Genomic DNA, 13,319 nt, shown 5'->3' with positions numbered 1-13,319 from the left:
CAGTAATGCCGGGCCCTTTTTTGTTGAAAGCAGGAGTCTGTTATTCCTGCGTTTTCTTGTTGAAGTCAGAGAAGAGCATCACCGCTTCGGGGCATTCGGTAGCCATCTGCAGGCCCACTTTGGTGCCCATGTCGCGCATGCGGTCCTGGTTCTCGAATATGTCGGCGCCGAACACCTTTTTGAGCTGCGAGGCGTGAGCCTTCAGGTGCTTTTCAAACGCCTGGGTTACCACCTGTTGGCGCTCATCAGTGCTCAGGGCTTTGATGGTGCCAACGCGGGGCTGCAGGTCGCGGCAGAGGGCGCTGGCTATTGGCCGCAGGGCTTTTTCTTCTTCCGGCCGCAGCGGCACGGGCTGCGGCTGGTTCAGCTGTTCGGCACCCAGGCGAATGAACAACTGCTGACCGACGGGGCAGTTGACCAGCAGCCACATGGCAATCTGGCGCCCTATCTCCTCGCCCCTGGCCCTGATGGCGTCGCGGGTGCCCTCACCGCCGCTGGTAAGCAGGGTCATGAAGTCGGGGTTGTTGGCGGCGCTGATCATCGTCAGGCGAATAAAGAGCTGCTGCGCTTCGTCCTTGGAGAGCTTGCTGAGCGGCTTCTTCTTGTCTTCGGCCTCCAGCTGCCGGCAGATATCAGCGCCGGCCAGGCGAATGGTTTTCTGTTCGGCCAGGCTGTCGGGGGCAGTTTGGGCGTGGCCCGTAAGGGTAGTGCTGCATAGGCTTATCAGCAATACAACGCGTAGGATAAAAATTTTCATGCGTTAAATGTATCACCCGGCTGCCAATACCGAAGCTCTTGGCTGCCCTATTTGCTGCCTTTGCCGAAGCGGAACGTGAAGTCGTAGTACACGGGCACGATGTAGGAAGAAAAGACGCGCGGGCCGTAATCGTTGTAATTGTCGTCGTTGTTGTTGTAGGCCAGCGCATAGAAGGCGCCCAGCCCCAGCGAGGTACGCCGCCAGTTGATTTTGGCCCCGTACAACCCGCCCATTCCCGTTTTAGAGTTGGCAATCAGGTAGTTTTCACTGATCAGCGACACGCGGCGGCTGATGCGCTTCTGGCCGCCAACCTGCAGCACCGGGGTAGATAGTATGCCGCTGCCAGAAAACCCATAGCCCAGGCCCACCGTGAAATTGTCGTCGGCCGATCCGTAGGTAGCCAACCCGTAGGCTAGACCTACGCCGAAAGAGTTGTTGCCATACTCGAAATCAGGAATGCGCAGGTAGAGCAGGCCGGCACCGGCGTGCCACTTCTCCGAGATTTTTGCCGAAAACTTGGGCGTGAGGGCCAGGAACTGGTCCTGCAGCGGCACCGTGGGAATGGCCGAGAACATCACGCCCATCGAGAAATTGTCGGTGAAGCCGTAGTTGGCGCCCACAAAGTACAGGCTGATATCCTGCAGGCTGCCTTCGCCCTGGCGCAGGTTGCGGGCAGTGGGTGCGAAGAACAGGCGGTTGCCGTTGCCGATGTTGTGCCAGTTGGCCGGGCGGCGCGCCACCTCCGACGTCAGCTCCTCCAGCCGCTCGATGTTGGCGCGCTCCACCTGCACCACGCCCAGGTCTTTGGTGAGAAACTGCAGCCGCTGGGGCTGGCGGTCAGTCAGCTCGCCATCAAAAGCCGAGCCCGAGCGCAGCGTAACCCGGTAGCGGCGGCCCACCGAGTCGGGCGAGGCGGCAGTGCCGGGCTGCAGGTTGGTGGCGGCCAGCTCCCGCTGCCGGGCCGCAATCAGGCTGCGGGCGCCAGCCAACTCGGCCGGGGTGTAGGGGCGCAGCACCGTGCGGCCATCCTGGAGCTGCACCTGCAGGGTCAGGGCGCTGTCGGGGGTCATGATTTGCAGCAGGCGCGCTTCCTGGAAATCCTTGATGGAGTATTCCGGCAGCAGGCCGTAGTCGCGCTTTTCCTGCTGGTCGAGAACCGGGCCGATGGCCGGGCTGAAGGAGAGCGGCTGGGTAACGGGCTGCTGGGCGTAGGCGTGGCCGGCGAGCAGGCAGGCGGGCAGTAAAAAGCGGAGTAAGGATAGGCGATACATACTGCGGGAGAGTGGAGTAGAAGAGTAAGCCAAACCTACACGATTGGCCATAACTCTCTATGCTCCAGGTGCCCCACAATGTCGCTTCATCAGACTTTTGAATGCCGCCCTTTCAGAAGGCTGGCACAAATAAAAAGGCATCCTGAATAGCCAGGATGCCTTTTTTGATAGGTCGTTTAGTAGTTGTATCAGGGACTTCAGGCGGTGCCTTGAAAGGCTGCCTGTGTTGGCCGATAGCCAGCTGAATTTGCACTGGCGCGGGGCCACTTGCCCCGGCTAGGCCCGCCAGCGGCCCTCGGCGCGGGGCCGGCCCGTCGAGATTTCCTCTGGGCTTTCGCCTTTGGGCACCTCGCGGGTTTCGATGCGCACGGCGTGGGCTTTGGGCTGCACTTTCTGCCCGAAGGCGTCGGCAAACTCCTGGGTGAACTCAGCCCCGAAGAAGATGATCAGCGACGAGTAGTTCACCCACAGCAGCAGCAGAATGGCCGAGCCCGCCGCCCCAAAGGCCGAGCCCGGCTCGGCGTAGGAGATGTAGGCGGCAATCAGGTACTTGCCAATCATGAACAGCAGGGCCGTGATGAAGGCACCCACGCCCACGTCGCGCCACCGGATGATGGCATCGGGCAGGAACCGGTAGATAAGAGCAAACAGCAAGGAGGTGATGAATAGCGAGAGGCCGAAATCGACGAGGTGGATGATGACTACCGTGACTTCGGGCAGCAGCCGCTGCAGGTAGCCGGTAAACACCGACAGCATGGCGCTGATGACAAACGAAATCAGCAGCAGCAGGGCTACGCTCAGAATCAGGCCGAACGACAGCAGCCGGTCGCGCACGAACTGCCAGAGGCCGTTGCGGGGCTTCACCTTCAGGTTCCAGATGTCGTTGATGCTTTCCTGCAGGGTTACGAAGAACGTGGTGGCGGCAAAAATCAGCGTGCCAATGCCGATAACGGCGGCCAGCCCGCTCTTTTGCTGCTTGGTGAACTCGGCAATGGAATCCTGCAGAAATTTGGCCGAGTCGGGCCCGACGAAGCCGCGCAGCTGCCCGTATACCTGGCCCGTGACGGCTTCACTACCATACACCGAGCTGGCCACCGTAATGACGATGAGCAGCAGCGGCGGCAGCGAGAAGATAGTGTAGTACGATAGCGCTGCCGCGTGCCGGAACGAGTTGTTGACCATAAACTCCCCGGCCGTGGTTTTGAGGATGTTGAGGACGTCGGAAAGCTTGTAATGGGTAGCCATAAGGCGCACGATTCAGGGGAAAGGTTTGGCGGTAGTACGGGCCTGGCGCGGGTGGCGTTGGATAGAGTTGGCCAATTGCGGGAGCTTTCCGTAGAGAAGCCCGGCGGGCGAGCTACTTTGCGGCCCGGTTTCGTTTCCTGCTTTTTTTCCTGACCTATGCGTTTTCTTCTTGTGGCCGCGCTGGCGGCTTTGCCCCTGGCCGGTTTCGCTCAGACTTCCACAACCAAGCCGGCCAAAACCCCGAAAGGCAGCTATCCGGCCGGCCAGGGCTTTGATGCAGCCGGCTCCGACGCCAAAGCCACGCAGCTGGCCGATAAGGTGATGCTGGCCATGGGCGGCTACCCGGCCTGGCAGCAGACCCGCCTGCTGGGCTGGGACTTCCTCGACGGCTCCTACCAGCTCTGGGACAAGCAGACCGGCGACTTCCGCTGGCAGAAAGACAGCACCGTGGCTGTGTATAACCTGCAAAGCAAAAAGGGCAAAGCCTTCCGCAACGGCCGCGACATTTCGGCCACCCCCGACGGCGAAAAGCTGCTCAGCCGCATGTACCCGATTTGGGTGAACAACTCGTGGTGGCTGCTGATGCCTTTCAAGCTCAAGGACTCGGGCGTGACGCTGACGTACAAGGGCGCGGGCAAGTTCATGGACGGGCAGCCGGCCGAGGTGCTCAACATGACCTTCAAGAACGTAGGCGTGACGCCCGACAACAAGTACGAAGTCCTCATCAACCCCAAAACCAACCTGATGGAGGAGTGGGCCTACTTCCCCAAAGCCACCGACGCCCAGCCTGCCTTCCGCCGCCGCTGGGTGGGCTACCAGAAATTCAACGGCATCCTGCTGGCCGCCGACCGCACCGACGGCAAAGACGGCCGCAAGCTGGGCCACATTTCGGCCTTCAGCAACGTGCCCGCCGGCGTGATGCAGAACCCCAAACCCGTAGAGAAGCTCTAGGCTGCGGGATTTCCTGATACAGCAAGCGCCCCAGCTACCAGGTGTAGCCGGGGCGCTTTGCGTATTGGAATAGGTCTGATGACACAGATTTGCGTCGGTGCAAGCCCGGCGCTACTACACGGCGCTGCGCACTAGGCCGCCATCTACGCGCAGGCTGGCCCCGTTGATGGCCGCCGCCAGCGGGCTGGCCACGAAGGCGGCGAAATCGGCAATTTCGCGGGGCTGGATGAGGCGGCCGATGAGGGAGGTGGGGCGGTTTTCGGCCATGAAGCGCCGCTCGGCGGTGGGGTAGTCGGTTTCTTCGGGGAATACCTGGCGGATGAATTCCTCCACGCCGGGCGTGTGGGTGGAGCCGGGCAGCAGCGCATTCACCGTCACGCCCGTGCCTTTCGTCATTTCAGCCAGGCTGCGGGCTACGGAGAGCTGCATCATCTTGGTGGCGCTATAGTGGGCCATTTCCGGGGCCGGGTTCAGGGCTGATTCGCTGCTGATGAACAGGATGCGGCCGGTGCCGCGCCCGAGCATGCCGCGCAGGTAGTGGCGGCTCAGGCGCACTCCGCTCAGGATGTTCACTTCAAACAGCCGCTGCCAGGCCTCGTCGGTGGTGTCGAAGAAGTCGGTGGCCTCGTAGATGCCCAGGTTGTTGATGAGCACGTCCACCTCGGGGTACTGGGCCAGCGTCTGGGCGGTGCCTTCCAGCGTGCCGTTGTCGGCGGCCAGGGGCAGCAGCTGGGCCGCCGGAAACTCCTGCCGTAGCTGGCTGATGGCCTGTTCCACGCTGGCCGCCGTACGCCCGTTCACAATCACGCGGGCGCCCTCGCGGGCAAAGGTGCGGGCCATTTCCAGGCCGATGCCGCCGGTGGAGGCGGTGATGAGGACGGTTTTGTCGGTGAGCTGTAAGTCCATGATGAGGAAACGCAAAAGGTGGAGCCGGCCTGCCGGAAGTGGCGGCCGGTTGGTTGGTTCTACAACACGGAAAGCGCGCCCGGCGGTTGAGTCGGTTTCACGGAACTACCAGCACTTTCCACGGAATCGAAGCCCCCCAGCCCCGCCACCACTCCGCCGGCCCGCACCGCCGACGGGCTCTGGCCGGTGTGGCGACGGAAAAACCGAGCAAAGTAGGCCGCGCTGGCAAAGCCCAGCAACCGGGCTACTTCCGCCACCGGCACTGCCGTGCCCACTAGGTAAGCCGTGGCCGTGCGCACCAGCAGAGCCTGCACCACGGCCCCGGCCGAGCGGCCGGTGTGGGCGCGCACCATATCATGCAGGTGGTTAGGGCTCACGTGCAGGCGGTCGGCGTAGTGGGCCACGGTGGTCTGGCGCAGGGGCAGGCGGGCGAAATCGGCGTCGAGCAGGGCCAGGAAGGCATTGGTGAGCTGCACACCCGCCGAGTGGCGCTGCTCGGCCCGGGGGCTGGCGTGGTGGTAAAGGGCGTAGGCGCGCTGCAGCAGCAATTGAAGCTGGGCCCGCAGCAGCGGCGCGTGCTCGGCGGCCCCGGCTTGGTAGTCGGCCTCCATGTGCTGCATCAGCTCCAGGAAGTAGCGCGTCTGCGCGGGCTCCAGCTGCAGCGTGCTGGCCCCGCCGCCCACCCGGAAAAACGGCAGGCTGCGCAGCAGGCCCTTGTCGGCGCGGTCTGCATTGAAGAAATCCTCCGAGAAGGCGCAGAAGTAGCCCTGGTGGTCGGGCACGGTGGTTTGCCAGCTGGTGATGGTGTGCGGCCCGATAAAGCAGAGCATGTTTTCGCGCACGTAATGGGTTTCGGCCCCGAAAGTGTGGATGCCTTCCCCGCCCGTGACGATGAACACCAGGTAAAAATCGAGGCGATTGGCCTCAATGGTATCCTTGCACTTGTAGCGGAAGTCGTCGCGCCGGTGAATCTCGAAATGCTCGATGGTGGTGGTTCCACTGGGTACAGGCGCCAACGAGCGGCCTTCGCCCTGAAAAAACAGCTGGTGGTACGCCCGCCCGGACAGTATCGGAATTGCCACGGAAGAAGAAGCCATACGGTCAGAATAGTGGTTGACAGGCCGAACGAAGCAAAGACGCCCTGTTTTACGTTTCCTAGTTGAACGAAGACGTGGCCCAAACAAGCGCAGCAACGACACAACGCACCCCCTGGCGCTTGTACTGCATACTGCTCGGCCGTCCGCTTACCCTTTCGCCAGCTCCCAGCGCAGGGTTTCGATGGGGGCTTCGCGCAGGGCCGTGGCCAGCTCGGCATCATCCCGGAACTGCAGCTGATGCAGCACTGAGGCCTCCACGCTCACCGCAAGCTGCGGCTCGCGGAAGGGCCAGGGCTGTACCTGCACGGGGCCGTCCTCGGTGGGGCGCAGCACGTGGTGGGTGTAGCCGTCGGGCCCGCGGTGGATTTCCAGAGCCCGGCCCATTTCCGGCAGCTCCTGGCGGCACAGAATTAGGCTGAGCCGGTCGCACCAGTGCAGCAGGGCGTAGGCCTGGTCGGCCTCGGCCTTTTTGAGTTTCAGCTCCCGCCGCCAGGTTTTCTGACAAGCCAGCTGCTCGTCCAGGAACTGGTCGATTTCCGGCTTTTCGCCCCGTAGACTTTCATATAGCGTGCTCAGGTGCATACTCGTGAGCAGGCTGCGCCAGCGACCCTGGAACCGCGCCGCATTCATCAGGCGGGTGGCCTGCTCCAGCGAGAATTCCTTCATGGTGAAGTTGGCCGGGGCCCCGGCGAGCGTAAGGCCGTAGTGCCCGGTCCAGTCGGCCTGCTCGTCGTCGTGCTGGGCGGCGGCGGCCAGTAGGCCCACCCACTGGTCGAGGGGCAGAAACGGGGGCCACTGGTGCAGTAGCTGGGCCGCCAGCAGCGCGTGGGCCTGCTGGTAGATAATCTGCCAGCCGGCGGGCGTATGGTTCACAATCATGGAGCGGGGCGCGGAAAAGGGTGCAGCTTCAGAAACGCAGCCAGCGGCCGGAGGTTTGCGGCCACTCAACAGGAAACACAAACGCCCCACCAAATGAGGTAGGGCGTTCCAAGATGGTAAGCTGCGTGACAACCAGTAGCGCGAACTTTGTAGTTCGCGCCACCGCGCCGATAGAATTGTTCGAACGGCGTGGGGACGCGAACTACAAAGTTCGCGCTACTTCAGTACCACGGCTTCCTTGAGGTGCAGCAGCATGTCGTCGGTCATCTTGTCCAGCGTGAACTGGGGCTGCCAGTTCCAGTCGTGGCGGGCTTTGCTGTCGTCGATGCTGGCGGGCCAGGAGTCGGCAATCTGCTGGCGCTGGTCGGGCTGGTAGGTGACCTGGAAATCGGGGTAGTGGCGCTGGATGCTGGCCGTAATTTCCTTCGGGCTGAAGCTCATGGCGCCCAGGTTGTAGGAGCTGCGCACCTGGATGTTGTCGGCCGGGGCATGCATCAGGTCCAGGGTGGCCTTCAGCGCGTCGGGCATGTACATCATGGGCAGGTAAGTGTCCTCTTTCAGGAAGCACTCGAAGTTCTCGCCGGCCACGGCTTTGTGGTAAATGTCCACGGCGTAGTCGGTGGTGCCACCACCGGGTAGGCTCTTGTAGCCGATGAGGCCGGGGTAGCGCAGGCTGCGCACATCCAGGCTGTGCTTGCGGAAGTACCACTCGCACCACTGCTCCCCGGCCAGCTTGCTGATGCCGTACACCGTGTTGGGGTTCATGATGGTGAGCTGGGGCGTGTTGTCGCGCGGGGTATCGGGGCCGAACACGGCAATGCTGCTGGGCCAGTACACCTGCCGCACACCCAGGTCCACGGCTGCATCCAGCACGTGAAACAAGCCGTCCATGTTCAGCTGCCAGCCAAACTTAGGGTTCTTCTCGGCCGTGGCCGACAGCAGCGCCGCCAGGTGGTATACCTGCGTGGGCTTGTACTGGCGCATCACGTCTTCCAGGCGGTTCTTATCCAGCACATCCAGCAGCTCAAAGGGGCCGGCCTGAGTGGTTTCGGCGTCCTGGGGGGGGCGCACGTCGGCGGCCACTACGTTGGAAGCGCCGTACATCTGGCGCAGCTCGTGGGTGAGCTCCAGGCCCAGCTGTCCGCCGGCGCCGATAACGAGGATGGTGTCGCCGGGGGTGGCGGCGGAAGTGCTGGGTGTAGCCATTCGGGAGGGTGGGGAGGGGTAACTGGGTGGTGAAGAAATACAAAGATACGGGCCGCCGGGGTTTCGGGGAGGTCAGGTGTGCCGTAGCGCGAACTGCAACGCTTGCGCTACGGCCCGGCAGTAGCCCGGCTGCAACTTCCCCGGTATATTTGAACTCCTGTCGTTACCGGTTTACCTGTCTGTTTTATGCGCTACCGATTCCTGTTGTTCTGGCTGCTGGGCAGCCTGCCCGCACTGGCACAGCCCGCGGCCCAGCCGGCGGCCCGGCCCGTGTATCGTAATCTGGTGATGGAAGGCGGCGGTATCCGGGGCGTGGCCTACGGGGGGGCGCTGGAAGAGCTGGAGCGGCAGGGCGTGCTGGCGGGGTTGCAGCGGGTCGGTGGCACTTCGGCCGGGGCCATTCAGGCGGCGCTGCTGGCCGTGGGCTACTCGCCCCGCGAAATCATCGACGTAGTCAATAACACGCCCATCCAGCGCTTCAACGACGGCCGGTTTATGTTCATCGGGGGCAGCCACCGCCTCACCAAGCAGTTTGGCTGGTACCGCGGCGACGCCCTCACGGAGAACATCCGGCAGCTGGTGGCCCGCAAAACCGGCAAACCCGACCTGACGTTGGCCGGCCTGCACCAGTTGGCTCAGCAGCAGCCCGGCCGCTACCTCGACCTCTACACCACCGGCACCAACCTCACCCAACAGCGCGTGCAGGTGTTCAGCCACGAAACCAACCCCACCCTGCGCGTAGCCGACGCCGTGCGCATCAGCATGAGCATTCCGCTCTACTTCCGGGCCGTGCTGCTCGATGCCCGCGGCAACGTCATCCAGGGCAAGCCCGAGAAAGGCCAGCCCGTGCAGGTGCTGGTAGATGGCGGCCTGCTGGCCAACTACCCCGTGGAACTGTTCGACTACCCGCGTTACCTGCCCACCCAGCTTTCCGCCTCCACCAAGCCCGACGCCGAAGGCCGCGTGTATAACCCCGAAACCCTGGGTCTGCGCCTCGACCGGGCCGAGCAGATTGCCTGCGATACGCTGCCCACCGGCCGCCAGGAGCTGGCCCCCTACGATATCAACGGCTTCGGCAGCTACATCGGGGCCCTGTACAACCTCACCGAGGAAACCCTCAACCCCACCCGCGCCCAGGACTGGAGCCGCACCATCAGCATCAACACCGAAGGCTTCGCCCCCAAAATCAAGCGCATGCCCGACGCCGACAAGCAGCGCCTGATGGCCAGCGGCCGGAAGGGCGTGCAGGCGTTTTTCGGGCGGTAGAAAGAAGCGCGCGGTAGTAAGAACGGCATGCTGAGCGAAGCTGGAGGCGTAGTCGAAGCATCTCTACCGTTTCGCTGAACAATTCACTAGCCCAAGGTTTAAACCCTGGGCTATGGAGTGGTTACGGCTGGTTACCTCGGCCACATCAGCACGCGAGATGCTTCGACTACGCCTCCGGCTTCGCTCAGCATGACGTTCTGTTTCGCTCCGCTCAGAATGACGCGTGGTATCTTTGTTACGCGGCCACCCGTTCACCAAACCATACTCCATCAACCCACCATTATGTACACCACCCTTCAGCCCGATCTTCAGCAGCAGCTTCAGGAAATTAAAGACGCCGGCCTCTACAAGAAGGAGCGGGTGATTACCTCGCCCCAGGGCGCCGAAATTGAAACCGCCGAGGCGGGTGAGGTGCTGAACTTCTGCGCCAACAACTACCTGGGCCTGTCGTCGCACCCCGAGGTAATCAAAGCCGCCAAAGAAGCCATTGATACCCACGGCTACGGCATGTCGTCGGTGCGCTTTATCTGCGGCACCCAAGATATCCACAAGCAACTCGAAGCCAAGTTGGCCGAGTTCCTAGGCACTGAGGACACCATCCTGTACGCGGCGGCCTTCGACGCCAACGGCGGCGTGTTCGAACCTCTGTTCAACGAGCAGGACGCCATTATTTCGGATGCCCTCAACCACGCCTCCATCATCGACGGGGTGCGCCTGTGCAAGGCCCAGCGTTACCGCTACGCCCACAACGACATGGAAGACCTGGAAAAGCAGCTCCAGGATGCCAAGGAGAAGGGCACCCGCCACCGCATCATCGTAACGGACGGCTCGTTCTCCATGGACGGCACCATTGCCCGCCTCGACGCCATCTGCGACCTGGCCGACAAGTACCAGGCCCTGGTGATGGTGGACGAGTGCCACAGCACCGGCTTCCTGGGCAAAACCGGCCGCGGCACCCACGAAATGCGGGGCGTTATGGGCCGCGTCGACATCATCACGGGCACGCTGGGCAAGGCGCTGGGCGGCGCTATGGGCGGCTTCACCACGGGCCGCAAGGAAATTATCGACATGCTGCGCCAGCGCAGCCGGCCTTACCTGTTCAGCAACACTCTCGCGCCCGCCATTGTGGGCGCCAGCCTGCGCGTGCTGGAGCTGCTCACCGAAAGCACCCAGCTCCGCGACCAGCTCGAAGAAAACACCACCTACTTCCGCGAGCAGATGACAGCCGCCGGCTTCGACATCAAGCCCGGCGAGCACCCTATCGTGCCCGTCATGCTCTACGACGCCAAGTTGAGCCAGGAGTTTGCGGCCCGCATGCTGGAAAAAGGCATCTACGTGGTAGGCTTCTACTTCCCAGTGGTGCCCAAGGGCCAGGCCCGCATCCGGGTGCAGCTGAGTGCCGCCCACACCCGCGCTCAACTCGACAAAGCCATTGCCGCCTTCATTGAAGTAGGCAAGGAGCTGGAAGTGCTGAAGTAACCGGTAAGGCGAGTGGCCTGCCCAAGCCAAAATTCAGGCCCTGAAAAAAGCCTCCGCTGATTAGCGGAGGCTTTTTTTATATCGAGAAGATGCACTCTACTTAGCTGGCCCGGAAACCAGTGGCCTGGCGGATACTGCGCTCCTGGCCGGTAGCAGGGTCGGCGTAAGTGTGGTCGCTGACTTCCACCGACAGCGTTTTACCGATCAGTTGCTTGGTGTCGAGGTCCTGCTCGCCTTCTGGCTTGATGCCCGCAGCGGCATACAAGGACAGAATAATGGGTTTGCCGGCCGGCGAGTTGTAGAACCGCTGTGTTACGAAGCCATCCTCGTTTTCCATGCGGGCAGCAAAGAAGGGCACATTTTGGTGTTCACTCACACCTTCTTCAATGTCGGTTATTTCAACAGAATGACGACCGTCGGGCAGAAAACCCTTCTCGTCTTTTTCAACTTGAATTTTCATATGTTTGCCTGTTTTATTAGCACGATTTGCTAATTATAACGGCAAAGAAGGCGAACAGGTTGCGGCTATATTGCTACGCTGCTACTTCCGCTGTTGTAGCACCAGCCGGCGCGGCTGGCTTGGGCGCGGCGTCGAACAGGAACTCGTTGAGGCGGGCGCGCAGGTCGGCGGGGGCGAGGTTGCGGAAGACTTCGCCGCCGCGCACCAGCGAAATCTGGCCGGTTTCCTCGCTCACCACCAGCACCACGGCGTCGGTTACTTCCGTCAGGCCGATGGCGGCGCGGTGCCGCAAGCCGAGGGCGGCGGGCACGTCGGGGTTTTCGCTCACGGGCAGAATGCAGCGCGCCGCCTTAATGCGGCCCCGGCTGATGATGACGGCGCCATCGTGCAACGGGCTGGTTTTGTTGAAGATGCTCAGCAGCAGGCGTTTGCTCACGGCCGCATCAATCAGGTCGCCGGTGTCGGCGAAGGGCTTGAGGTCGGAGGCTAGGCTGAAGGCAATGAGGGCGCCGGTTTGCTTGCCGGCCAGGCTCTTAGCGGCTTCCACGAAGGGCGTCACGTTGAGGCGTTCGGCGTTGTCGGTGTCGCGGCGCCACGGAAACATGCGCATCCGCTCAAAGGCCGTAGCCTTGCCGATGTTGAGCAGAAACCGCCGGATTTCCTGCTGAAACAAAATGATGCCGGCCAGCACGCCCACGCTCATAAACTGCCCCAGAATGCTGGTCAGCAGCTCCATGCCAGCCGCCTTCACTACCAGGTAAAACAGGTAGATGGACATAAAGCCCAGAAAAATCTTCAGCGCGACGCTGCCCGTCAGCAGCTTATACAGCTGATAAAACAGCACCGTGACCAGCAGCACGTCCACGACGTCTATCCAGCCGATGCGCAGGAAGCCGATGGAGAACGAGCCAATCACGACGGAAACGGGGGAAAAGTATTGGAAACGAGCTGTACGGTCTGCACGGCCTCAGCCACGTCGTGTACGCGCAGCAGCTGGGCCCCGTTGAGCAGGGCCAGCGTGTTCACGGCCACCGTGCCCGTGAGGGCCGCGTCGGGCGTGAGGCCCAGCGGCTTATACACCATGCTTTTGCGGGAGAGCCCCGCCAGAATCGGCAAACCCAGCACCCGCAGCTCGGGCAGGCGGCGCAGCAACTCGTGGCTCTGGGCCGGGGTTTTAGCAAAGCCAAAGCCGGGGTCGAGCACCACGTCCGTGACGCCGTGCTGGCGCAGCACGGCCAGCTTGTCGCGGAAGTAGCGCACCAGCTCCAGTACCAGGTCGCCCTCGTAGTGGATGTGCTGGGTCATGTTTTGGGGCGTGCCGCGCATATGCATCAGGATGTAAGGCACGCCCAGCCGGCCGGCGGTGGGCAGCATGTCGGTATCGAGGGTGCCGCCGCTGATGTCGTTGAGGATGGCGGCGCCGGCCGCTACGGCCTCGGCCGCCACGCCGGCCCGGAACGTATCCACCGACAGCAACGCCTCAGGGAAGGCGCGGTGCACGGCTTCCACGGCGGGCAGCAGGCGGCGCTTTTCCTCGTCTTCCGAAATGTGCTCGGCGCCGGGGCGCGAGGAGTAGCCGCCCAGATCCAGCACGGCGGCCCCAGCCGTGAGCATGGTTTCGGCGCGGCGCAGCAGGTCGGTTTCGGTTTCGATGCGGCTGCCCTCGAAGAACGAGTCAGGGGTGAGGTTGAGGATGCCCATCACCTGCGGCCGACGCAGATCGAGCAGGCGCCCACCGGGGCAGCGCAGGGTTTGCGCAGCGGGGAAACACGTATCTTGCGGGGCCTGGAGCATGGTTTCGG

At 62.7% G+C, this 13,319-nt stretch carries 13 protein-coding genes; 3 read left to right on the top strand and 10 right to left on the bottom strand.

Annotated elements, in window-relative coordinates; translation table 11 throughout:
* Positions 1-40 precede the first annotated feature (40 nt).
* From O9Z63_RS15795 to O9Z63_RS15785, 3 genes are all read right to left on the bottom strand, one after another.
* Entirely contained in the window at positions 41-757 is a 717-nt protein-coding gene (locus O9Z63_RS15795; protein WP_270126285.1) for a hypothetical protein, read from the bottom strand.
* Positions 758-804: 47 nt separating this feature from the next.
* A complete protein-coding gene (locus O9Z63_RS15790; protein ID WP_270126284.1) occupies positions 805-2,028 on the bottom strand; it encodes a hypothetical protein in 1,224 nt (407 codons plus the stop codon).
* Positions 2,029-2,304: 276 nt separating this feature from the next.
* Positions 2,305-3,273: a YihY/virulence factor BrkB family protein gene (locus tag O9Z63_RS15785; RefSeq protein WP_270126283.1), complete on the bottom strand. Its 969-nt coding sequence runs from the start codon at positions 3,271-3,273 to the stop codon at positions 2,305-2,307.
* Between the two features lie 156 nt (positions 3,274-3,429).
* Here O9Z63_RS15785 and O9Z63_RS15780 point away from each other — a divergent pair, with 156 nt between their 5' ends.
* Positions 3,430-4,224 (top strand): DUF6503 family protein, encoded by a 795-nt coding sequence (locus tag O9Z63_RS15780; RefSeq protein WP_270126281.1) that lies wholly within the window; start codon positions 3,430-3,432, stop codon positions 4,222-4,224.
* 114 nt (positions 4,225-4,338) lie between these two features.
* Here O9Z63_RS15780 and O9Z63_RS15775 read toward each other — a convergent pair whose 3' ends face one another.
* The 4 genes from O9Z63_RS15775 to O9Z63_RS15760 form a co-directional block, all read right to left on the bottom strand.
* Positions 4,339-5,130, bottom strand: coding sequence for an SDR family NAD(P)-dependent oxidoreductase (locus O9Z63_RS15775; protein ID WP_270126280.1), 792 nt, complete (start codon positions 5,128-5,130; stop codon positions 4,339-4,341).
* Positions 5,131-5,189: 59 nt separating this feature from the next.
* On the bottom strand, positions 5,190-6,227 hold the full coding sequence (locus tag O9Z63_RS15770) for a helix-turn-helix domain-containing protein (RefSeq protein ID WP_270126278.1): 1,038 nt from the start codon (positions 6,225-6,227) through the stop codon (positions 5,190-5,192).
* A 147-nt stretch (positions 6,228-6,374) separates the two neighbouring features.
* Positions 6,375-7,106, bottom strand: a complete 732-nt coding sequence (locus tag O9Z63_RS15765; protein WP_270126276.1) for a DUF3891 family protein — start codon at positions 7,104-7,106, stop codon at positions 6,375-6,377.
* Positions 7,107-7,322: 216 nt separating this feature from the next.
* A complete protein-coding gene (locus O9Z63_RS15760; protein ID WP_270126274.1) occupies positions 7,323-8,312 on the bottom strand; it encodes an NAD-dependent epimerase/dehydratase family protein in 990 nt (329 codons plus the stop codon).
* Between the two features lie 186 nt (positions 8,313-8,498).
* Between O9Z63_RS15760 and O9Z63_RS15755 the strand changes: the two genes are divergently transcribed.
* The gene (locus O9Z63_RS15755) at positions 8,499-9,578 is read left to right on the top strand and encodes a patatin-like phospholipase family protein (RefSeq protein ID WP_270126272.1); all 1,080 of its coding nucleotides are present in this window, start codon (positions 8,499-8,501) and stop codon (positions 9,576-9,578) included.
* Positions 9,579-9,860: 282 nt separating this feature from the next.
* Complete coding sequence (gene kbl / locus O9Z63_RS15750) at positions 9,861-11,057, top strand: glycine C-acetyltransferase (RefSeq protein WP_270126270.1); 1,197 nt, start codon at positions 9,861-9,863, stop codon at positions 11,055-11,057.
* A 100-nt stretch (positions 11,058-11,157) separates the two neighbouring features.
* On the opposite strand, the gene O9Z63_RS15745 is transcribed toward kbl, so the two are convergent.
* The 3 genes from O9Z63_RS15745 to folP all read right to left on the bottom strand — a co-directional run bounded on the left by O9Z63_RS15745 (position 11,158) and on the right by folP (position 13,311).
* A complete protein-coding gene (locus O9Z63_RS15745; protein WP_270126269.1) occupies positions 11,158-11,517 on the bottom strand; it encodes a hypothetical protein in 360 nt (119 codons plus the stop codon).
* A gap of 73 nt (positions 11,518-11,590) precedes the next feature.
* Positions 11,591-12,433: a diadenylate cyclase CdaA gene (gene cdaA / locus O9Z63_RS15740; RefSeq protein WP_270126268.1), complete on the bottom strand. Its 843-nt coding sequence runs from the start codon at positions 12,431-12,433 to the stop codon at positions 11,591-11,593.
* Positions 12,430-13,311 (bottom strand): dihydropteroate synthase, encoded by an 882-nt coding sequence (gene folP / locus O9Z63_RS15735; protein WP_270126266.1) that lies wholly within the window; start codon positions 13,309-13,311, stop codon positions 12,430-12,432. Before folP ends, cdaA begins: the two co-directional genes overlap by 4 nt.
* Between the last annotated feature and the right edge of the window lie 8 nt (positions 13,312-13,319).

It is taken from the genome of Hymenobacter yonginensis, from assembly GCF_027625995.1.
Taxonomy (GTDB): Bacteria; Bacteroidota; Bacteroidia; order Cytophagales; family Hymenobacteraceae; genus Hymenobacter; species Hymenobacter yonginensis.
This window is presented reverse-complemented; position numbering and strand designations above follow the sequence as displayed.

Bases quoted from the DNA above. Each gene is read 5' to 3' on its own strand.
- O9Z63_RS15795 (WP_270126285.1), bottom strand. From the start codon at position 757: ATGAAAATTTTTATCCTACGCGTTGTATTGCTGATAAGCCTATGCAGC.
- O9Z63_RS15790 (WP_270126284.1), bottom strand. From the start codon at position 2,028: ATGTATCGCCTATCCTTACTCCGCTTTTTACTGCCCGCCTGCCTGCTC.
- O9Z63_RS15785 (WP_270126283.1), bottom strand. From the start codon at position 3,273: ATGGCTACCCATTACAAGCTTTCCGACGTCCTCAACATCCTCAAAACC.
- O9Z63_RS15780 (WP_270126281.1), top strand. From the start codon at position 3,430: ATGCGTTTTCTTCTTGTGGCCGCGCTGGCGGCTTTGCCCCTGGCCGGT.
- O9Z63_RS15775 (WP_270126280.1), bottom strand. From the start codon at position 5,130: ATGGACTTACAGCTCACCGACAAAACCGTCCTCATCACCGCCTCCACC.
- O9Z63_RS15770 (WP_270126278.1), bottom strand. From the start codon at position 6,227: ATGGCTTCTTCTTCCGTGGCAATTCCGATACTGTCCGGGCGGGCGTAC.
- O9Z63_RS15765 (WP_270126276.1), bottom strand. From the start codon at position 7,106: ATGATTGTGAACCATACGCCCGCCGGCTGGCAGATTATCTACCAGCAG.
- O9Z63_RS15760 (WP_270126274.1), bottom strand. From the start codon at position 8,312: ATGGCTACACCCAGCACTTCCGCCGCCACCCCCGGCGACACCATCCTC.
- O9Z63_RS15755 (WP_270126272.1), top strand. From the start codon at position 8,499: ATGCGCTACCGATTCCTGTTGTTCTGGCTGCTGGGCAGCCTGCCCGCA.
- kbl (WP_270126270.1), top strand. From the start codon at position 9,861: ATGTACACCACCCTTCAGCCCGATCTTCAGCAGCAGCTTCAGGAAATT.
- O9Z63_RS15745 (WP_270126269.1), bottom strand. From the start codon at position 11,517: ATGAAAATTCAAGTTGAAAAAGACGAGAAGGGTTTTCTGCCCGACGGT.
- folP (WP_270126266.1), bottom strand. From the start codon at position 13,311: ATGCTCCAGGCCCCGCAAGATACGTGTTTCCCCGCTGCGCAAACCCTG.